19 protein-coding genes and 2 pseudogenes are annotated in these 19,512 nt (G+C 72.8%); 14 read left to right on the forward strand and 7 right to left on the reverse strand.

Features of this window, described 5'->3' with window-relative positions:
- Window positions 1-33: 33 nt before the first annotated feature.
- The 5 genes and pseudogenes from ID554_RS03955 to ID554_RS03975 form a co-directional block, all read left to right on the forward strand.
- A complete protein-coding gene (locus ID554_RS03955) occupies window positions 34-198 on the forward strand; it encodes a hypothetical protein (protein ID WP_191088953.1) in 165 nt (54 codons plus the stop codon).
- Window positions 153-470, forward strand: a pseudogene (locus tag ID554_RS03960) (DNA-3-methyladenine glycosylase 2 family protein); the annotation flags it as partial. The gene ID554_RS03955 and the pseudogene ID554_RS03960, both read left to right, overlap by 46 nt.
- Window positions 471-593: 123 nt before the next feature.
- The gene (locus ID554_RS03965; protein ID WP_117226785.1) at window positions 594-1,700 is read left to right on the forward strand and encodes an ATP-dependent DNA ligase; all 1,107 of its coding nucleotides are present in this window, start codon (window positions 594-596) and stop codon (window positions 1,698-1,700) included.
- A gap of 100 nt (window positions 1,701-1,800) precedes the next feature.
- A complete protein-coding gene (locus tag ID554_RS03970; protein ID WP_117226786.1) occupies window positions 1,801-3,327 on the forward strand; it encodes an alpha/beta hydrolase in 1,527 nt (508 codons plus the stop codon).
- 8 nt (window positions 3,328-3,335) lie between these two features.
- Window positions 3,336-3,539, forward strand: a pseudogene (locus tag ID554_RS03975) (GNAT family N-acetyltransferase); the annotation flags it as partial.
- Between the two features lie 27 nt (window positions 3,540-3,566).
- Here the strand turns inward: ID554_RS03975 and ligD are convergent.
- Window positions 3,567-4,592, reverse strand: coding sequence for a non-homologous end-joining DNA ligase (gene ligD, locus ID554_RS03980; RefSeq protein WP_117226556.1), 1,026 nt, complete (start codon window positions 4,590-4,592; stop codon window positions 3,567-3,569).
- Between the two features lie 47 nt (window positions 4,593-4,639).
- Here ligD and msrB point away from each other — a divergent pair, with 47 nt between their 5' ends.
- Window positions 4,640-5,050 carry a peptide-methionine (R)-S-oxide reductase MsrB gene (gene msrB / locus ID554_RS03985; RefSeq protein ID WP_117226557.1) on the forward strand — a complete coding sequence of 137 codons (411 nt, stop codon included), beginning with the start codon at window positions 4,640-4,642 and terminating at the stop codon, window positions 5,048-5,050.
- Window positions 5,051-5,114: 64 nt separating this feature from the next.
- On the opposite strand, the gene ID554_RS03990 is transcribed toward msrB, so the two are convergent.
- Window positions 5,115-5,723: a DUF305 domain-containing protein gene (locus ID554_RS03990; RefSeq protein WP_223884429.1), complete on the reverse strand. Its 609-nt coding sequence runs from the start codon at window positions 5,721-5,723 to the stop codon at window positions 5,115-5,117.
- A 104-nt stretch (window positions 5,724-5,827) separates the two neighbouring features.
- The gene (locus tag ID554_RS03995; RefSeq protein WP_117226559.1) at window positions 5,828-6,574 is read right to left on the reverse strand and encodes a lytic polysaccharide monooxygenase; all 747 of its coding nucleotides are present in this window, start codon (window positions 6,572-6,574) and stop codon (window positions 5,828-5,830) included.
- A gap of 230 nt (window positions 6,575-6,804) precedes the next feature.
- Between ID554_RS03995 and ID554_RS04000 the strand changes: the two genes are divergently transcribed.
- From ID554_RS04000 to ID554_RS04010, 3 genes are all read left to right on the forward strand, one after another.
- Window positions 6,805-7,065, forward strand: coding sequence for a Prokaryotic metallothionein (locus tag ID554_RS04000; RefSeq protein WP_117226560.1), 261 nt, complete (start codon window positions 6,805-6,807; stop codon window positions 7,063-7,065).
- Window positions 7,066-7,229: 164 nt separating this feature from the next.
- Window positions 7,230-7,670, forward strand: coding sequence for a GNAT family N-acetyltransferase (locus ID554_RS04005; protein ID WP_117226561.1), 441 nt, complete (start codon window positions 7,230-7,232; stop codon window positions 7,668-7,670).
- Window positions 7,671-7,843: 173 nt separating this feature from the next.
- Window positions 7,844-8,932, forward strand: a complete 1,089-nt coding sequence (locus ID554_RS04010) for a lytic polysaccharide monooxygenase auxiliary activity family 9 protein (protein WP_117226562.1) — start codon at window positions 7,844-7,846, stop codon at window positions 8,930-8,932.
- A 140-nt stretch (window positions 8,933-9,072) separates the two neighbouring features.
- On the opposite strand, the gene hemQ is transcribed toward ID554_RS04010, so the two are convergent.
- Genes hemQ through hemE form a run of 3 tightly spaced genes read right to left on the reverse strand, consistent with a single transcriptional unit; the run spans window position 9,073 to window position 12,292 of the window.
- Window positions 9,073-9,774: a hydrogen peroxide-dependent heme synthase gene (gene hemQ, locus ID554_RS04015; protein ID WP_117226563.1), complete on the reverse strand. Its 702-nt coding sequence runs from the start codon at window positions 9,772-9,774 to the stop codon at window positions 9,073-9,075.
- On the reverse strand, window positions 9,771-11,180 hold the full coding sequence (gene hemG, locus ID554_RS04020; RefSeq protein ID WP_117226564.1) for a protoporphyrinogen oxidase: 1,410 nt from the start codon (window positions 11,178-11,180) through the stop codon (window positions 9,771-9,773). Before hemG ends, hemQ begins: the two co-directional genes overlap by 4 nt.
- Before the next feature lie 5 nt (window positions 11,181-11,185).
- The gene (hemE, locus tag ID554_RS04025) at window positions 11,186-12,292 is read right to left on the reverse strand and encodes a uroporphyrinogen decarboxylase (RefSeq protein ID WP_117226565.1); all 1,107 of its coding nucleotides are present in this window, start codon (window positions 12,290-12,292) and stop codon (window positions 11,186-11,188) included.
- A gap of 188 nt (window positions 12,293-12,480) precedes the next feature.
- On the opposite strand from hemE, the gene ID554_RS04030 reads away from it, so the two are divergent.
- The 5 genes from ID554_RS04030 to ID554_RS04050 all read left to right on the forward strand — a co-directional run bounded on the left by ID554_RS04030 (window position 12,481) and on the right by ID554_RS04050 (window position 18,989).
- Window positions 12,481-13,053: a DUF3000 domain-containing protein gene (locus ID554_RS04030; protein ID WP_117226566.1), complete on the forward strand. Its 573-nt coding sequence runs from the start codon at window positions 12,481-12,483 to the stop codon at window positions 13,051-13,053.
- A gap of 91 nt (window positions 13,054-13,144) precedes the next feature.
- Window positions 13,145-14,500, forward strand: a complete 1,356-nt coding sequence (locus ID554_RS04035; RefSeq protein WP_117226567.1) for a ribonuclease D — start codon at window positions 13,145-13,147, stop codon at window positions 14,498-14,500.
- A gap of 256 nt (window positions 14,501-14,756) precedes the next feature.
- Window positions 14,757-15,980 (forward strand): thiolase family protein, encoded by a 1,224-nt coding sequence (locus tag ID554_RS04040; RefSeq protein ID WP_117226568.1) that lies wholly within the window; start codon window positions 14,757-14,759, stop codon window positions 15,978-15,980.
- Window positions 15,977-18,043 (forward strand): 3-hydroxyacyl-CoA dehydrogenase NAD-binding domain-containing protein, encoded by a 2,067-nt coding sequence (locus tag ID554_RS04045; protein WP_117226569.1) that lies wholly within the window; start codon window positions 15,977-15,979, stop codon window positions 18,041-18,043. The genes ID554_RS04040 and ID554_RS04045 overlap by 4 nt, the downstream gene beginning before the upstream one ends.
- Window positions 18,044-18,158: 115 nt before the next feature.
- Complete coding sequence (locus ID554_RS04050; protein ID WP_191088710.1) at window positions 18,159-18,989, forward strand: hypothetical protein; 831 nt, start codon at window positions 18,159-18,161, stop codon at window positions 18,987-18,989.
- A 107-nt stretch (window positions 18,990-19,096) separates the two neighbouring features.
- On the opposite strand, the gene ID554_RS04055 is transcribed toward ID554_RS04050, so the two are convergent.
- Entirely contained in the window at window positions 19,097-19,492 is a 396-nt protein-coding gene (locus ID554_RS04055; RefSeq protein WP_117226570.1) for a VOC family protein, read from the reverse strand.
- Window positions 19,493-19,512: the final 20 nt, after the last annotated feature.

Consider the following 19,512-nt stretch of genomic DNA (forward strand, 5'->3'; position numbering starts at 1 on the left):
TCCAGCGGTCGACCGAAGTGGCACAGTAACCCCATGACCGGGACCGCGCCGACCGCGAGCCGGACGCTGTGCCCGCCGCCCGGCTACCGGCTGGCCGCCACGATCCGGCCGCTCACCTTCAGCCCGTACGACCCCTGCGCGCGGATCGTCGCCGGCTGGAACGCTGCGCGGACGCCGCCGAGGCCACCCGCCGGTTGACCGCCGTCGCCGGCATCGGCGCCTGGACCGCCGCCGAGGTGGTTCGCGTGGCGTACGGCGACGCGGACGCGGTCAGCGTCGGCGACTTCCACGTGAACACGGTGGCCTGGGCGCTGGCCGGTGAGCCGCGCGGGGACGACGCCCGGCTGCTGGAGCTGCTCGAACCGTTCCGGGGACACCGGGGTCGGGTCTGCCGGCTGCTGGAGGTCGCCGGCGTCCAGGCGCCGAAGTTCGGCCCCCGCGCGCCGATCCGCTCCTTCGCCCGCTTCTGAGCGGATCAGGCGGCTTCGCGCAGGTCGGCCAGGCTCACCGGGGTACGTACCGGCGGACACCGCACCCACGGCGCGACCGTGATCTGCCTCACCGCTGTCGCTGCCGTCTGGTTGACTGGCGCCGTGGACCTGCCGATCAACCCGCCGGTGGAGCCGATGCTGGCGCGCAGCGTCGCGTCGATCCCGACCGCGCGGGGAATGACCTACGAGCCCAAGTGGGACGGCTTCCGCTGCATCGTCTTCCGGGACGGCGACGAGGTGGAGCTGGCCAGCCGGGGCGGCAAGACGATGACCCGCTACTTCCCCGAGGTGGTGGAGCAGGCCCGTCGGCAGCTGCCGGAGCGCTGCGCGGTCGACGGCGAGCTGATCGTGATCCGCCGGGACGGGCCGGGCGGGCAGCCCCGGCTGGACTTCGAGCCGCTGGCCCAGCGCATCCACCCGGCGGCGTCCCGGGTGAAACTGCTGGCCGAGACGACCCCGGCCGACTTCGTCGCCTTCGACCTGCTGGCGCTGGACGGCGAGAGCCTGCTCGACGCGCCCTACCCGACCCGCCGCGCCCGGCTGGAGCAGGCGTTGGCCGGGGTACGACCACCGGTGCACGTCACCCAGGTCACCACCGACGCGGACACCGCCCGCCGCTGGTTCGACGTGTTCGAGGGCGCCGGGCTGGACGGGCTGATCGCCAAGCCGGCCGACCTGCCGTACGAGCCGGGCAAGCGGCTGATGTACAAGGTCAAGCACGCGCGTACCGCCGACGCGGTGGTGGCCGGGTTCCGGTGGCACAAGTCCGGCCCGGTGGTGGGTTCGCTACTGCTCGGGCTCTACGACGACGCCGGGGTGCTGCACCACGTCGGGGTGAGCGCCTCGTTCACCATGGCCCGCCGGGCCGAGCTGCTGGAGGAGCTGGCGCCCTATCGCGACGTCGGCGCCGAGCACCCGTGGGTGCACGGCGACCACGAGCGGGGCCAGCGCATCCCGGGCGGGGTCAGCCGGTGGACCGGCACCAAGAACCTGGAATGGGAGCCGGTCCGTCCGGAGCTGGTGGTCGAGGTGGCGTACGACGCGATGGAGGGCGACCGGTTCCGGCACACCGCGCGGTTCGTCCGCTGGCGGCCCGACCGCGACCCGCGCTCCTGCCGATACGATCAACTCGACCGGCCGGTGCGGTTCGACGTGGACCAGGTCCTGCGGGGCGACCCGGCGGTGCCGGTGGGATCCGCGCCCGACTGACCCGCGGCCGTCGACCCCGATCACGGAGGCCCAGCTCGTGACCCGTACTTCCGACCGGATCCGCCGCCTGCGGCTCACCCTGGCCGGCCTGACCGCTGCCATGGTCGTCACCGCCGGCTGCACGCTGCCGGCCTTCGCGCCGCGCGCCGACGTCGACGCGCAAGGGTCGGCCGCCCCGCCCGGCACGGCACCCGACTGGCGGGCCTGCCCCGAGGTCCCCGACGACCTGGTCGGACGCAGCGCCCCGGGCGTCCGGTACGAATGCGCCCGTATCCAGGTGCCGCGCGACTGGGCCGGCGGCACCGGCGCCACCACGGGTCCCGGCGCCGACGAGACCTTCGAGATCGCCCTGCTGCGGGTCCGCTCCGACAACCAGCGCAACCGCATCGGCTCGCTGCTGATCAACCCGGGCGGCCCGGGTGGCTCGGGCGTGGACACCGCCGTCTACCTGTCGTTCGGCGAGCAGTTCGGCGGCCTGCCCGACAGCATCATGGAACGATTCGACATCATCGGCTTCGACCCGCGCGGCGTGGCCCGGTCCAGCCCGGTCGAGTGCATCTCCGACGCCGACCTGGACGGCGTCTTCGGCTACGACCCCGACCCGGAGAGCCAGGAGAAGTTCGACGTCCTCGTCATGATGGCCAAGCGCATCGGCCAGGGCTGCGGTGACAAGTACGGCGACCAGCTCAAGCTCTACTCCACCGAGCAGACCGCCCGGGACATGGACGCGATCCGCGCGGCGGTCGGCGACGACAAGATGACCTACCTCGGGTACTCCTACGGCACGCTGCTCGGTGCCACGTACGCCCAACTCTTCCCGCAGCGGGTGCGGGCGCTGGTGCTCGACGGCGCGGTCGACCCCCGACAGAATCTGATCGCCGGCTCGGAGAGCCAGGCCAGGGGCTTCGAGCGCGCCTTCGACAACTTCGGCCGGTGGTGCGCGGCCAACGCCGCAAACTGCCCGATCGCCCCCGACGCCCGGGCCGCGGTCGTCTCCGCCATCGACAAGGCCAGGTCCTCCCCGATCCGCTCCGCCGACGGCCGCGAGGCCACCGCCGGCTGGGTCTTCTACGCGGTCATCTCGTCGCTCTACAACGAGACCGGCTGGCGGCAGCTCGCCCGCGCCATCGACCAGTTGGACAAGGGCAACCCCGAGGCGGTGTTCCAGCTCGCCGACAACTACGCCGACCGCGACCAGAACGGCCGCTACACCAACCTGTTCGACGCCAACACCGCGATCAACTGCGCCGACGACGAGGAACGACCCAGCCTGGAACGGATCCGCCAGTTGCAATCCCAGTGGCGGACGCAGTACCCCCTCTTCGGACCAGCGCTGGCCACCGGCCTGGTCTCCTGCACCGAATGGCCCGGCGGCACCGACCCCTACCCCACCGGCCGCGCCACCGGCGCCCCGCCGATCCTGGTCATCGGCACCACCGGCGACCCCGCCACCCCCTACGAGCAGACCCCGGCCCTGGCCGAGATGCTCGGCGTCGGACGCGTGCTGACCTGGGATGGCGAGGGGCACACGGCTTACCCGCAGACCCCCTGCATCACCGAGGCCGTCGACGCGTACCTGATCGACCTGACGCTGCCCGCCGAAGGCCTGCGCTGCCCGGCCCGTTAGCAGTGGCGGTGATCGAGGCGGTGCGGATCCGCTCGGACCAGCGCGGGCGGGGCGTGGGCCGCCTGATGCTGGCGTGGGCGATCGACCGGGCCCGGCAACGTGGCTGCGGGCTGGTGCAGCTCACCACCGACAAGAGCCGCCACGACGCGCACCGGTTCTATCTCGGCCTCGGCTTCGTTTCGAGCCACGAGGGCATGAAGCTCAGTCTCTGACACCCTCTGCGGATCGTTCCTCCAGAGTCAGCGAGGGCGGTCGCGGTCCTTGGAGGGTTGGACCCGCTTGGGTTCGCCGGGCATCTTCGGGTGGTCCGGCGGGTACGGCAGGTCACCCTCGCCGGCTGCGGCGTCCCGCTCGGACCACTCCAGCAGCGGGGTGATGTCCCACCCGGCGTCGTCGATGCCGGCGTGTGGGTCGCCGCGCTCGGCCAGCCGCTGCGGGACGGTACGCAGGTCGAAGTCGTCGGGGTCGACGTCGGGCAGCTCGTCCCAGGTGACCGGGGTGGAGACGGTGGCCCGGGCGTTGGCCCGCAACGAGTACGCGCAGGCGATGGTGCGGTCCCGGGCCATCTGGTTGTAGTCGACGAAGACGCGCTCGCCGCGTTCCTCCTTCCACCAGGCGGTGGTGACCAGTTCGGGGCGGCGGCGGGCCAACTCCCGGGCCAACGCGATGGTGGCCCGGCGTACCTCGACGAAGCTCCAGCGCGGCTGGATGCGCAGGTAGACGTGCACTCCCCGGCCGCCGGAGGTCTTCGGCCAGCCGGGCACCCCCAGCTCGTCGAGGATGGCGCGCAGCTCGGCGGCGGCGGTGGCCGCGTGGGCGAAGTCGGTGCCGGGCTGCGGGTCGAGGTCGACGCGCAGTTCGTCGGGGCGGTCGACGTCGGCGGCCCGGACCGGCCAGGGGTGGAACACCACGGTGCCCATCTGCGCGGCCCAGGCCACGTGGGCGAGGTCCGCCGGGCACAGCTCGGCCGCCTTGCGTCCGCTGGGGAAGCTGATCTCGGCGGTACGCACCCAGGGCGGCACGCCTCGCGTCGGCACCCGCTTCTGGAAGAACATTTCGCCCTCGATGCCGTCAGGGAAGCGTTGCAGGGTGGTCGGGCGGTCGCCCAGCGCCCGCATGATGCCGTCACCGACGCTGCGGTAGTAGTGGAAGACGTCGGCCTTGGTGAAGCCGCGCTCCGGGAAGATCACCCGATCCGGGCTGGACAGCCGGACCGTGTGCCCGGCGACCTTGATCTCCTCGGCCGCAGCCTTCGCACCTGCCATGGCGCGACCATATGCGATGGGTCCGACCTTCGACGTACGGTTGGCCGGTGAGTCTTCCCGACAGCGAGCTGCCCCGCACCGAGGATGAGTGGCGGGTCCGGCTCAGCCCCGAGGAGTTCCAGGTGCTGCGCGAGGCCGGCACCGAACGGGCGTGGACCGGAGAGTACGTCGACACCAAGACGCCGGGGAGGTACCGCTGCCGTGCCTGCGGCGCGGAGCTGTACCCGAGCGACACCAAGTTCGACTCGCACTGCGGATGGCCGAGCTTCGACGACGCCATCCCGGGCGCGATCACCGAGATCGAGGACGCCAGTCACGGCATGCGGCGGACGGAGATCCGCTGTGCCCGCTGCGACAGCCACCTGGGGCACGTCTTCCGGGGCGAGGGCTTCACCCCGAAGAACACCCGGCACTGCGTCAACTCGCTCTCGATCCGCCTGGACCCCAGCACCCCCTGACCGCCGGGCACCCGTCGGCCCCCGCGCCGCGTCCCGGTCAGCCCTGAGCCCACGCCGCGTCCGGTCAGCCGTCGGCTGCCGGGCGCGCCGCCAGCATCGCCACCTGGGCGGTACGCGACTGCGCGACGCGCCGGGCGAGGTCGCGTACCCGCTCGTCGGTGCCGGCCTCGAGATGCGCCCGGGCCAGGTCGGCGGCGGCCTGTTGGTGGGCGCCGAGCACCTCGATCAGCACCGCGTCGACCTCGCCGGGTGCGGCGTGGCGGAGCCGGGCCAACTGGTCCGGGCCGGTGCCGTGCCCGGTGTGGTCGTCGGCCCGTGCACTGCGCCCGGCCTGCGCCAACCAGGCACGGGCGTCGGCCAGCTCGTCGGTCTCGGTCACCTCGATGGCGGCCACCAGGGTCCGCAGCTCACCGTCGACCAGCCGGTCCCGGACCAGGCGGACGATCTCCAGGGTCTGCTCGGTGTGCCCGGCCATCATCGACAGGAACAGCAGGTCGATGCCGGTCATCCCGGTCGCCGCGGACGGCGTTTCCGGGGCAGCGACCGCTGACGGCGTACCGGTCGGCGCGTGGTCCACAGCCGGCACGGACGGGCCGCCGCATCCGACGGCGAGCAGCACGACGAGCAGGGCGGCGAGCGCGGCACGCCAGCGACGCGACGCGACGGACCGCACGGTACACCGGTGGTGCCGCAGGCGGGACGCGGTGGGGCGTGTCGCCGGGTGGGGAGCCGGCGTGAGGTGCGGTGCGGGCCGGGCCCGACCGCACCTCGCGCTGGTCAGACCTGGGTCCACAGCGCCGCGACGTTCGGCGGCTCCCATCCGGCGATGGCGGTGTGCGCCTGCCGGCAGCGGTACGTGCGACCGCCGTAGGTGACCTGGTCGCCGACGGCGTACGCCCGGCCGGCGGTCCAGGTGCCCCCGACCGGCGGGTTGGTGGTCGGGCCGGTCGTCGGGGTAGGCGACGGTGCCGGCGGGGTGGTCGGGCTCGGGCTCGGCGTCGGGTTGCCGCTGCCGCCACCGACCTGCAGGTCGACGCAGGAGTAGAAGGCGTTGGCGGTGTCCGAGATGTTCCACACGGCCAGGAGCTTCTGTCGGCCCGAGTAGCCGGACAGGTTGACGGTGTGCGAGACCGTGGCACCCGGCTGGCGACCGCCGCCGCTGAACACCGCGACCCGGGTGTTGCCGATGAAGTACTCCCAGTCGCGGGTGGCGTGCATGGCGGTGTTGCCCCAGGTGAAGGTCGCCGTGGTGCCGACCGAGGTGGCGGGCCAACCCCGGTTGTCATCGTTGAGGGCGGCGAAGTGGGAGATGTTGGCGTGGCAGTTCCGCAGCCCCTTGGGGCCTTCCACGCTCTGCGGCTCCCAGCGGATCTGGCCGCAGTCGGGGACCCGGTTCTGGGCACAGAGCGCCTGGCGGCTCGGCGGCGACGAGACGTAGCCGTGGGCCTGGGCCGGGGTGGCGACGGCCAGGGTGGAGACCACGGCCCCGGCGGCGACGAGTGGGAGGGTGATTCTTCGACGCATGGCGGCACTCCCTTTCGGCATGTTGCCTGGTCAGGTGCCACCAACATAATTTAAACCTTGTTAACAGTAAAGACCGACATCGATAAAGCGCGCAGCTCCGCGAGCTGACGGACCAGCGGCTCGCGGGAGTCGACACGCCCAGCCGGCCGGCCGAGTCGCCGCGATTCCCGCCGAGCGGGCCCGCAGTTGGCGCAAGCTTGGACAAAGGGTTCTAACTGGAGGGGGCTACGGTGGCGATCTGCGAGGTCTGCGGTAACGACTACTGGCTGGCGTTCGAGGTGCGTACGGTCAGCGGCGACGTGCACACGTTCGACAGCTTCGAGTGCGCCAGCCACAAGCTGGCCCCGATCTGCGAGCACTGCGGCGTCAAGATTCTCGGACACGGCGTGGAGGTGTCCGGCCGCTTCTTCTGCTGCGGGCACTGTGCGCGAGCGGTGGAGAGCGAGCAGGGTGCCGAGATCCGCGACGCCGTCGGTGCCCGCCCCGCCTGACGGCTCCCCCACCGATCGCCGCTCGGGCGTTAGGAAGGGTCCCCTGCTATACACGAGGCGTTAGCAAGGGTCCCTTCCTTACCACCAGGCGCCGTGACGCCGGCCCCGAGCAACCTACCCGGGTCGACCGGGTCGACCGGATCGGCACGGCCTAACCTGGCCGGGTGTCGAGCACCGAACTGCAGGTCGCACGCTTCGCCGACCTGGACGCCCGGACCTTTCACGACCTGGTACGCCTGCGCGCCGACGTGTTCGTGGTCGAGCAGCAGTGCCCGTACCCGGAACTCGACGGGCGGGACGTCGAACCGGGCACCCGGCATCTCTGGCTGACCCACGACGACACACCCGTCGCGTACCTGCGGATCCTGGCCGACCCGGACGGCGCAGCCAGGATCGGACGAGTGGTGGTGGCCCCGGCGGCGCGCGGCGGCGGGCACGCCGGGCGGCTGATGACCGAGGCACTGGCCCGGATCGGCGACCGGCCCTGCGTGCTGGACGCCCAGTCGCACCTGGTGGCCCTCTACGCCCGGTACGGCTTCACGGTCAGCGGGCCCGAGTACGTCGAGGACGGCATCCCGCACACCCCGATGCGCCGCACCGCCTGAGCCGCGGACACCGGGCCCCCGTCAGCCCCACCGACCCCGCCACCACATTGACCAGTGGCGATGGTCTGTGCCATTCTTCGGGCGAAAGCCGGGGCAACGTGATCAGGCCGGGAGGGGCAACTCCCGAGCGATCCGGGCGATGTCGCGATCCGACGACTCCCCCTGGGGGCTCCATGTCCAAACTACTCCGAAACTCACGGGCACTCTCGCTGCTGGGTGTGACGGCCGGCGCCATGCTGCTGCTCTCCACAGCGCTGGTCGCCCCCGCGTCCGGACACGGTTCCGTGGCCAACCCCGTCTCCCGCAACTACGGCTGCTGGCAACGCTGGGGCAGCGACTTCCAGAACCCGCGGATGGCCACCGAGGACCCGATGTGCTGGCAGGCCTGGCAGGCCAACCCGAACGCCATGTGGAACTGGAACGGCCTGCTCCGCGATGGGGTGGGCGGCAACCACCAGGGCACCATCCCGGACGGCCAGCTCTGCTCGGGTGGCCGTACCGAGAGCGGGCGCTACAACGCGTTGGACGCGGTCGGCGCCTGGCGGACCACCTCCGTGGCCAACAGCTTCCGGCTCAAGTTCTACGATCAGGCCAGCCACGGCGCCGACTACATCCGGGTGTACGCGACCCGGCCGGGCTACGACGCGCTGACCAAGCCCCTGGCCTGGTCCGACCTGGAACTGGTCGGCCAGATCGGCAACACCCCGGCGTCCCGGTGGCAGCCGGAGACCGGCGGGGTGTCCACCGAGATCCCGGTGAACGCGCCGGGACGCAGCGGACGGCACGTGCTGTTCACCGTCTGGCAGGCCAGCCACACGGACCAGGCGTACTACATCTGCAGCGACGTGCAGTTCGGTGGCGGATCCAACCCGCCCCCGACCACGCCGCCGGCCTCGCCGACGCCGACCCCGACCTTCGACCCGCCGACCACGCCCCCGCCCACCACCGCACCGCCCGCCACGGGCGCCTGCTCGGCGACGTACCGGGTCACCTCGACCTGGTCCGGTGGCTTCCAGGGTGAGGTGCAGGTGACCGCGGGCAGCGCGGCCATCCGCAGCTGGCGGGTGACCTGGACGTACGCCAGCGGCCAGCAGGTCAGCCAGGCGTGGAACGCCACCGTCAGTTCCAGCGGTTCGACGGTGACCGCCCAGAACGTCAGCTACAACGGCGGGCTCGGAGCCGGGACCAGCACCACCTTCGGCTTCCTGGCCTCCGGCAGCGGGTCGAGCGCGCCGACGCTCACCTGCACGGCGACCACCTGACCCCGAGCGGGGCCGCGCCCACCTCCCTCGGGCGCGGCTCCGCCCGGCTCGTCACATCCGCCGGTGCCGGTGCCGGTGCCGGTGTTAGCAGGGGTCCCCTGCTATGCACGAGGCGTTAGCAGGGGACCCTTCCTTACGCCTCAGCCGAGCGCGGAGACGATGTCGGCGATCGGGCGGCGGCGGCCGGTGTAGAACGGCACCTCCTCGCGGACGTGCAGGCGCGCCCGCGAGCCGCGCAGGTCACGCATCAGGTCGACGATGCGGTGCAGTTCGTCGGCCTCGAAGGCCAGCATCCACTCGTAGTCGCCGAGCGCGAACGAGGCGACCGTGTTGGCGCGTACGTCCGGGTAGCCCCGGGCCATCTGGCCGTGCTCGGCGAGCAGCTCGCGCCGCTCTGCGTCGGGCAGCAGGTACCAGTCGTACGAGCGGACGAACGGGTAGACGCACAGGTAGGCGCGGGCCTCCTCGCCGGCCAGGAACGCCGGGATGTGGCTCTTGTTGAACTCGGCCGGCCGGTGCAGCGCCATCTGCGACCAGACCGGAGTCAGCGCCCGGCCCAGCGTGGTACGCCGCAGCCGCAGGTAGGCGTCCTGGAGGTCGTCGCTGGACGAGGAGTGCCACCAGATCATCAGGTCCGCGTCGGCGCGCAGGCCGGACACGTCGTACGTGCCGCGCACCACGATGTCCTTGCCGGCCAGCTCCTCGATCAGCGACTCGACCTCGCCGGTGACGCTGTCCCGCGACGACGGCAGCGGCGCGCTGGCCCGGAACACCGACCACATCGTGTAACGGATGGTGGCGTTGAGCTCCCGCAGCCGCGCCGCGTTGCTCTGCTCGGTCATCTCCCCGATCCCTCCAGTGCTGTGATGATCTCCTCGGCCGCCGTCTCGCCGGAGCGGACGCAGACCGGAATGCCGACCCCGTCGTAGCCCGCGCCGGCCAGCGCCAGCGTCGGACGTGTCGCCCGCAGCGCGGCCCGCGCGGCGGCCACCCGGTCGAGATGACCGGGGGTGTACTGCGGCAACGCGCCGCCCCACCGCTGCACGTGCCCGTCGACCGGGGCGGGCAGCGGCGTGTCGAGCACCGCCGACATTTCCCGGTGCACGGTGGCGGCGAGATCCTGGTCGGGGCGCTGGAGCTGGGCCTCGTCGCGGTACCGGCCGACCGAGGCGCGCACCAGGGCCAGCCCGTCCGACCGGCGCAGGTGCCCCCACTTGGTGGTGAAGAAGGTGGACGCCTTGATCAGCAGCCCCTCGGTGCCCGGCACCAGGAAGCCGGAGAGCGCCGGCAGCGCCGGCTCAGGCAGGGCCAGGGTGACCAGCGCGACGCTGGCGTAGTCCAGTTCGCCGATTTGCGCCGCCACCTCGGCGGCCGGTCCGGCGAGCAGCCGGGCGGCCGGGCGGGCCGGGACGGCCAGCACCACCGCGTCGACGTCGACGTGCTCCGGGTCGCGGGTGGGACCGACGGTGAGCCGCCAGCCGGGGCCGACCGGGGTCAGTTCCCGGACCGCGGCGTTGCGGCGGACGGTCGCCTCGCCGGCCGTCGCGGCGGCGTCGACCAGGGTGCCCAGTCCGCCGGCCAGGGTGCCGAAGACCGGCTCGCCGGGGGCACGCGGGGTGGCGGCCTGCGCCGCGCGTACCGCGCCGAGCAGCGTGTGCTCCACCCGGGCGGCCCGGGCCAGCGCCGGCATGGTGGTGGCCAGCGACAGGTCGTCGGCGCGGCCCGCGTACACGCCGCCGAGCATCGGGTCGACCAGCCGGTCGACCACCTCGTCGCCGAAGCGGGCGCGGACCAGCGCGCCGACCGAGACGTCCTCGCCGGGCCCGAGCAGCGGACGACCGCCGTCGTGGTCGGCCGCAGGCGTCGGCCGGGCCACCGCCGCCACCTTCGCCAGATCACCGGGTACGCCCACCAGCGTCCCGCCGGGGATCGGGCGCAGCCCGCCGTCGACGGCGAGAGCGGCCTGCCCGACGGTCGGGTGCACGATCCGGTCGGCCAGCCCGAGCCGGCGGACCAGGGTCACCGCGGCGGACTCGCCGCCGACCGGGTCACGCATCAGGAACGACTCGGCGCCGAACTCCACCGGCCCACCGGCCAGCTCGCCGGTGCGCAGCTTGCCACCGAGCGCGCCGGACTGCTCGTACACGGTGATCTCGGTGCCCTCGGGGGCCCGGTCGCGCAACCGGAGCGCGGCGGCCAGGCCGGTGATGCCGCCACCGACCACCGCCACCCGCCACCGCGTCGCCATGACGGTCAGTCCCGGTCGGCGGGCCGGGCGGAGAGTTCGTGCACCAGCGCGACCACCCGGGTCAGCACCTCCGGGTCGGTCTCCGGCAGCACGCCGTGGCCCAGGTTGAACACGTGCCCGGGAGCGGCCCGGCCCTCGTCGAGGATCCGGCGCACCTCGGCCTCGATCACCGGCCACGGGGCGAACAGCAGGCACGGGTCGAGGTTGCCCTGCACGGCCTTGTCCGGCCCGATCCGGCCGGTCGCGACGTCCAGCGGCGTACGCCAGTCCACGCCGACCACGTCGGCGCCGGCCTCGCCCATCGCGCCGAGCAGCTCGGCGGTGCCCACCCCGAAGTGGATCCGGGGCACACCAGCCTCGGCAAGCCCGCTGAGCACGGCCGTCGAGTGGGGCAGCACGAAGCGGCGGTAGTCGGCCTCGGAGAGCGCGCCGGCCCAGGAGTCGAAGAGCTGCACGGCGGAGACCCCGGCCTCGATCTGCACCCGCAGGAACGCCAACGTCACCTCGGCCAACCGGCCGGCCAGCGCGTGCCACAGCTCGGGCTCGCCGTACATCAGCGCCTTGGTCTTGGCGTGGGTCCGCGACGGGCCGCCCTCGACCAGGTAGCTGGCCAGCGTGAACGGAGCGCCGGCGAATCCGATCAGCGGGGTGTCGCCCAGCTCCTCGACCAGCATCCGGACCGCCTCGTCGACGTAGGCGACGTCGCTGCGGTCGATCAGTCGGATCCGCTCGACGTCGGCGGCGGTGCGTACCGGCTCGGCCGCCACTGGGCCGGTTCCGGGCACGATGTCCAGGTCGACCCCGGCGGCGGCGACCGGCACCACGATGTCGCTGAACAGGATCGCCGCGTCCACGTGGTGCCGGCGCACCGGCTGGAGGGTGATCTCGGTGACCAGATCGGGCCGGCGGCAGGACTCCAGCATCGCCACGTTGGCCCGGATCTCCCGGTACTCCGGCAGCGAGCGGCCGGCCTGGCGCATGAACCAGACCGGGGTGTGCGGGACGGACCGGCGGCGGCACGCCCGCACGAAGGGCGAGCCGGCCGGCCCGTCGGGGCGGGGTGCGTCGTCTCGGGCAGCGTCGCCCGTGGTGTCGGTGGCCATCGCGGCCATCGTGCCACGCGCCCGATCCCCGCTCCGCGCCCACCACCGGCTTTGTGACGTGAAAGGAAGGGCCCCCTGCTAACGCCTGCGGTAGAGCAGGGGACCCCTGCTAACACAGCAGGCGGGCGGTGGTCGTGTGGGGAGATCGTCGGCGCGCCGTCCGAGCCGGGAACCGGGCGGCGGCTTAGGCTGCGAACATGGCCGCCCCGATCGTGCTCCCGGACACCTTCGCCCGCGCGGTCACCGGACTCCGGGTGGCGGCACCCCGACCGGAGATCGAGCTGGAAGAGGTCGGCGCGCCGCAACGGCTGGCGCCGTACTCGTTCGCGCTCTCCGCGGCGGTGCTGCGGGACGGCGACGAGGTGGCCACCGCCCGGCTGATCCTGCTGCACGACCCGGCGGGGCACGAGGGGTGGCAGGGCACCCTGCGCCTGGTCACCTACGTGACCGCCGAGCTGGAGGTCGACCTGGCCGCCGACCCGCTGCTGCCCGCGGTGGCCTGGACCTGGCTCACCGACGCGCTGGAGGCGCACGACGCCGGGCACCGCGCGATCGGCGGCACGATCACCCAGACGGCGTCGACCCGGTTCGGCGACCTGGCGGGTCCCGCGGCGGCCTGCGACATCGAGATCCGCGCGTCGTGGACTCCGACCGGTGTCGAGCTCACCCCGCACCTGTACGCCTGGTGCACGCTGCTCGCCTCCACCGCGGGTCTGCCGCCGCCCGGCGTCACCGCGCTGCCCGAGCGCCGCGCCGCGGCTGCCGGTTGACGGGGCCGCCCCGGCCCGGAGTCGGCGAACCGCCGACACGCGGCAGGGCGGGTGCGCGCCGCACGATCCAGTGGCGCACTAGGGTTGCCAGGTGACCGACGAACCACCCCTGCGCCGTCGGACCGCCGCAAGCCGTACGGGAAACGACACGCACCACGAGCCGTCGGCGCGGCCGGAGCCGTCGGACGCGGGGACCGAACCCACCGGCGGCGAGTCCGTGCCGTTGACCGCACCCCGTGAGGGCACCCCCGAACCGGTGGCGACACCGGACCAGCTCGCCGAGGTGGTGGCCCGTTTCGCGGCCGGCACCGGCCCGGTGGCCCTGGATGCCGAACGTGCCTCCGGCTACCGCTACAGCCAGCGGGCGTACCTGGTGCAGTTGCGCCGCCAGGGCGCCGGCACCGTGCTGATCGACCCGCTACCGCTGCCCGACCTGAGCACCCTCGACGCCGCGATCGCCGAGTCGGAGTGGGTGCTGCACGCGGCCAACCAGGATCTGCCCTGCCTCGCCGAGTTGGGGTTGCGACCGCGCCAGCTCTTCGACACCGAGCTGGCCGCCCGGCTGGCCGGCTTCGAGCGGGTCGGCCTGGCCGCGCTCACCGAGCAGTTGCTCGGTTTCAGCCTGGAGAAGCACCACTCGGCGGCGGACTGGTCCAGTCGGCCGTTGCCGGAGTCCTGGCTCACCTACGCCGCGCTGGACGTGGAGCTGCTGACCGACCTGCGGGACGCGCTCGACGCGGAGCTGTCCCGGCAGGGCAAGTCCGCGTGGGCGGCCGAGGAGTTCGCCGCGCTGGTGAACAGCGGGGACCGTCCACCGCGGGTCCGGGCCGATCCGTGGCGGCGTACCTCCGGCATCCACCGGGTACGCGGGGCGCGGGCGCAGGCCCGGGTGCGCAGCCTCTGGTACGCCCGGGACCAGATCGCCGCCCGCCGCGACGCGGCACCGGGGCGGGTGCTGCCCGACTCGGCCATCGTGGCCGCCGCCGAGCTGGACCCGAAGGACGAGAAGACGCTGCTCACCCTGCCCGGTTTCGGCGGTCGGTCGGTACGCCGGCTGGCCCGGACCTGGCTGACGGCGCTGGACGACGCCCGGCAGTTGCCGGACGACGCGTTGCCGGTGACGCCGACGGTGGAGGGTCCGCCCCCGCCGCACCGTTGGGCGGAACGGGATCCGGCCGCCGCCGCCCGGCTCACCCGCTCCCGCGAGGTGGTGCTGCGGGTGGCCGGCGAGCACCACCTGCCGCCGGAGAACCTGATCTCCCCCGACACCATCCGCCGCGTCGCCTGGCAGCCCCCCGAGGAGATCACCGAGCACACCGTCGCCGAGGCCCTCCGCAGCCACCACGCCCGCGACTGGCAGATCACCCTCCTCCTCCCCGCCCTAGCCCAAGCCCTCACCACCCCACCCCCACCCCCACCCCCCGACTCCCCCACCCCACCCGCCTGATCCAGCGTTGATCAAGAGGTTTGCGTCGGCGACCGCACGCCTGCCTGACGCAAACCTCTTGATCAACGCGACAAGACGAGCCGTCGACGCGTGGGGTGGGTGTGGGGGTGGGTGTGGGGGTGTGGGGGTGGGTGGGGGGGTGTGGGGGTGTGGGGGTGGGTGGGGGTGTGGGGTGGGCCACAGCGGGGGCGGAGGCGCGGGTTATTACCGGCTAGTAGCATTCGGGGGAAACGCCAGTGCTGGCTAGGAGGCTCAAGTGCCCCGTGAAGTTCGGGATGTCGTCTTCGTGGACGGCGTCCGTACCCCGTTCGGCAAGGCGGGTGGGATGTACGCCAACACCCGCGCCGACGACCTGGTGATCCGATGCATCCGCGAACTGCTGCGCCGCAATCCGCAGCTACCCCCCGAACGGGTCGAGGAGGTGGCCATCGCCGCCACCACCCAGATCGGTGACCAGGGCCTGACGATCGGCCGAACCGCCGCCCTGCTGGCGGGCCTGCCCAAGACGGTTCCCGGCTTCGCGATCGACCGGATGTGTGCCGGTGCGATGACCGCGGTGACCACCGTCGCCAGCGGCATCGCCGTGGGCGCGTACGACGTCGCGATCGCCGGTGGGGTCGAGCACATGGGCCGCCACCCGATGGGCGAGGGCGTCGACCCGAACCCACGCATCGTCGCGGAGAAGCTTGTCGACCCGTCCGCGCTGGTGATGGGCTCCACGGCGGAGAACCTGCACGACCGGATCCCGCACATCACCAAGGAGCGCACCGACGCGTTCGCTCTCGCCTCGCAGCAGAAGACCGCGAAGGCGTACGCCAACGGCAAGCTCCAGGACGACCTGGTCCCGGTGGCGGTCCGCGACCCGGAGACCGGCTGGGGCCTGGCCACCGTGGACGAGGCGCCCCGGGACACCTCGCTGGAGAAGCTGGCCACGCTCAAGACCCCGTTCCGCCCGCACGGCAAGGTGACCGCAGGCAACGCGGCCGGGCTCAACGACGGCGCGACCGCCAGCCTGCTGGTCGCCGAGGACGTCGCCCGCGAGCTGGGCCTGCCGGTCGCCATGCGGCTGGTGTCGTACGGTTTCGTCGGCGTCGAGCCCGAGGTGATGGGCGTGGGCCCGATCCCGTCGACCGAGAAGGCGCTGCGCATCGCCGGTCTGACCATCGGCGACCTCGGCCTGTTCGAGTTGAACGAGGCGTTCGCCGTGCAGGTGCTCGCCTTCCTCGACCACTTCGGCATCGCCGACGACGATCCCCGGGTCAACCCGTGGGGCGGCGCGATCGCCATCGGGCACCCGCTCGCCTCCTCGGGCGTACGGCTGATGACCCAGCTAGCCCGGCACTTCGCCGAGCACCCGGAGGTCCGCTACGGCCTCACCGCGATGTGCATCGGCATCGGCATGGGCGGCACGGTCATCTGGGAGAACCCGCACTGGACCGAGTCCGGCCAGCCGGCTCAACGGGAGGGTGGAGACAAATGAGTCTCGCGGCACCGAACGAGGTGGTCACCAGGGCGCTGCTGCGTCAGGTGAACGTGCCGGGGCTGGACCGCCCGGCCACTCTGATCACCCTCGACAACGGATTCGACCACACCAAGCCGAACACCTTCGGCCCGGGCGGCCTGACCAGCCTGGACGAGGCGATCAGCGCCGCGCTGGCGGCCGACCCGGCGTTCATCGCGGTGACCGGCAAGCCGTACATCTTCTGCGTCGGCGCGGACATCACCAGCCTGCCGCTGCTGGCCGACCGGGCGCAGGCGTTGGAGATCGGCCGGCTGGGACACCGGGTCTTCGCCCGGCTCAAGGACAGCCCAATCCCCACCTTCGCCTTCGTCAACGGCGCGGCGATGGGCGGCGGCCTGGAGCTGGCCCTGCACTGCCACTACCGGACGCTGTCCGGCGGCGCGGCGGCGCTGGCGCTGCCCGAGGTGTCGCTCGGGCTGATCCCGGGTTGGGGCGGCACCCAGCTCCTACCGAACCTGATCGGCATCCCGGCGGCCACCCAGGTGATCATCCAGAACCCGCTGATGCAGAACAAGATGCTCAAGCCGAAGCAGGCCGCCGAGCTGGGCATCGCCGACGTTCTGCTGGAGCCGGCCGACTTCCTGGAGCGGTCGCTGGAGTGGGCCGCCGGGGTGGTGCGCGGCGAGGTCACCGTCACTCGGCCCGAGGTCGACAAGGACATGTGGGCGGGCGTGCTCTACTTCGCCCGGCAGACGCTGGACCAGCGGCTGCACGGCGCGGTTCCGTCCGCGTACCGGGCGCTGGACCTTCTGGAGACGGCGAAGGACGCCGACTTCGCCACCGGCACGGCCGCCGAGGACGAGGCCCTGGCCGACCTGGTCTTCTCCGAGGAGCTGCGCAGCGGCCTGTACGCCTTCGACCTGGTGCAGCGGCGGGCCAAGCGGCCGGCCGGCGCGCCGGACAAGGCGTTGGCCCGCCCGGTGACCAAGGTCGGCATCGTCGGCGCGGGCCTGATGGCCGGCCAGTTGGCGCTGCTGTTCGCCCGCCGCCTCCAGGTGCCGGTGGTGCTCACCGACCTCGACCAGGCCCGGGTGGACTCCGGCGTCGGCTACGTGCACGCCCAGATCGAGAAGGCCGTCAGCAAGGGCCGGATGGACAAGGGCACCGCCGCCAAGCTGTACGGCCTGGTCAGCGGCACGGTCGACAAGAGCGCATTCGCGGATGCCGACTTCGTCATCGAGGCAGTCTTCGAGGACCTGTCCGTCAAGAAGCAGGTCTGGGCCGAGCTGGAGAAGATCGTCTCGCCGGAGGCGGTGCTGGCGACGAACACCTCCTCGCTGTCGATCACCGCGATGGCCGAGGGCCTGGCGCACCCGGAGCGGGTGGTCGGCTTCCACTTCTTCAACCCGGTCGCGGTGCTGCCGCTGCTGGAGATCGTCCGCGGTGAGCGGACCGACGAGGCCACCCTGGCCACCGCCTTCGCCGTCGGCAAGCAGCTCAAGAAGTCGTCGGTGCTGGTGAAGGACGCCCCGGCGTTCGTGGTCAACCGGCTGCTGACCCGCTTCCTCGGCACCGTCTTCGCCGCCGTGGACGCGGGCACCCCGCTGGAGGTCGCGAACCGCGCGCTGGACCCGCTGGGCCTGCCGATGCGACCGCTGGCACTGCTCCAGCTCGTCGGCCCGGCCGTCGCCCACCACGTCGGCGGCACCCTGCACGCGGCCTTCCCGGAGCGGTTCACGGTCAGCGAGAACCTCAAGCGGATCGCGGATTCCGGCCAGCCCATCGTGGTGGACGACGAGATCAACGCCGAGGTGGCGAAGCTGCTGGTGGTCGGCGACCAGCCGCTCACCGAGGAGCAGGTACGCCAGCAGGCGCTCGACGCGCTGGCCCAGGAGATCCGGCTGATGCTGGACGAGGGGGTCGTCGCCGAGGCGCAGGACGTGGACCTGTGCATGATCCTCGGTGCCGGGTGGCCGTTCCACCTGGGCGGCGTCACGCCGTACCTGGACCGGACCGGCACCAGCGAGCAGGTCACCGGCCGGCGCTTCCTACCGCGCGGTGTGGCCAGCCTGGCCGGCTGAGCCGAGCCGCGTCACGGTGGTCGCCCGGTCCGGGCGACCACCGTGACCTGGGGCAGCTGCATGAGCGGCGGTTGGCTACCATCACCGGTTCCACCCTTCACCAGGAGCTGACCGCATGTCCCACCCGGACCAGCACCACAATCCGCCCGGCGCCGGCCCGTACCCACCGGGCGGCAGCTACCCGCCGCCGAGCAGCGGCCCCTACCCGCCGGCCGGGTCGTATCCGCAGGCCGGTGGCTACCCACCGCCGCCGGGTGCCGGCTATCCCTCGCCTCCGCCGGGTGCCGGCTATCCCCCGCCCCCGCCGGGCGGCGGGTACCCTGCGCCCGGTCAGTCGTACGGCGCCTTCCCGACGCCCCCACCGCCGAAGAAGTCCAGCGCCGGGAAGATCGTGCTGATCGTCCTCGCCGTACTCCTGGTGCTCTGCGTCGGCGGCGGCGCGGTCGTCTGGTTCGTGGTCCGGGACACCGTCGGCGAGGCGGTCGACGCCAGCCGGACCCGGGTGGTGGCGCCGGAGACCCTGGCCGGGCGCCCGAAGGTCACCGATCCGGAGTTGCAGCAGCTCTCCGACTCGATGGTCCGGGAACTGAAGTCCTCGATCCAGAACGAGACGGGCGCGGTCGGCGCCTTCTACGGTGACCCGTCACAGGAGAGCCTCGTGATGATCGTGGCCGTCTCCGGGCTGATGGCCGACCCGAAGAAGGAACTCGACGAGGCGGTCCAGGCGATCTCGACCGAGCTGGCGGTCAGCAACATGACGCCGGTCGAGCCGGGCCCGCTCGGCGGCGAGGCCCGCTGCGGCGACGGCCGGGCCGACGTGGCGCTGGGCATCTGCGTCTGGTCCAACCGGGGCAGCCTCGGCATGATCGTCATGTACTTCTCCTCCCGCGCCGACGCCGCGGCCGAGTTCGTCACCATTCGGGGCCAGATCGAACAACGATCCTGACCAGAAGCAGCACACTCCGTCGACGGCCCGCCCGCCGAGCCGGGCCGTCCGTCCCGGTGGCCACCTGCTCGTCGGGTTCCAGGCCGGCGGAGGGGTGTACTGAGCGGTCAGCCGACCGTCGTGGAGTGTTCCGCCACGCTGCGTTCCACGCAGAACTCGTTGCCCTCCGGGTCGGCCAGTACCGCCCATCCCTTACCGTCCGGCCGACGGTGGTCGGCGACCAGCATGGCACCCAGGTCGAGCAGGCGGTCGGCCTCCTCGTCCCTGGTCCGGTCGATCGGTTGGATGTCCAGGTGGATGCGGTTCTTCGCCACCTTGCCCTCGGGCACCCGCTGGAAGAGCATCCCGCCACCGGCCACGTCCGGGCCGGACAGCAACGCGCACTCCTCATCCCCCGGCTGGTCGTCCGGGTCGGGCCGCAGCCCGGTGACCGCTGCCCAGAAGGTCGCCATGGTGTACGGGTCAGCACAGTCGACGTCGATCCAACGCACTCGGGAAGCCATGCCCCCAACCTCTCACCGTG

The organism is Micromonospora craniellae, from assembly GCF_014764405.1.
Classification (GTDB): domain Bacteria; phylum Actinomycetota; class Actinomycetes; order Mycobacteriales; family Micromonosporaceae; genus Micromonospora; species Micromonospora craniellae.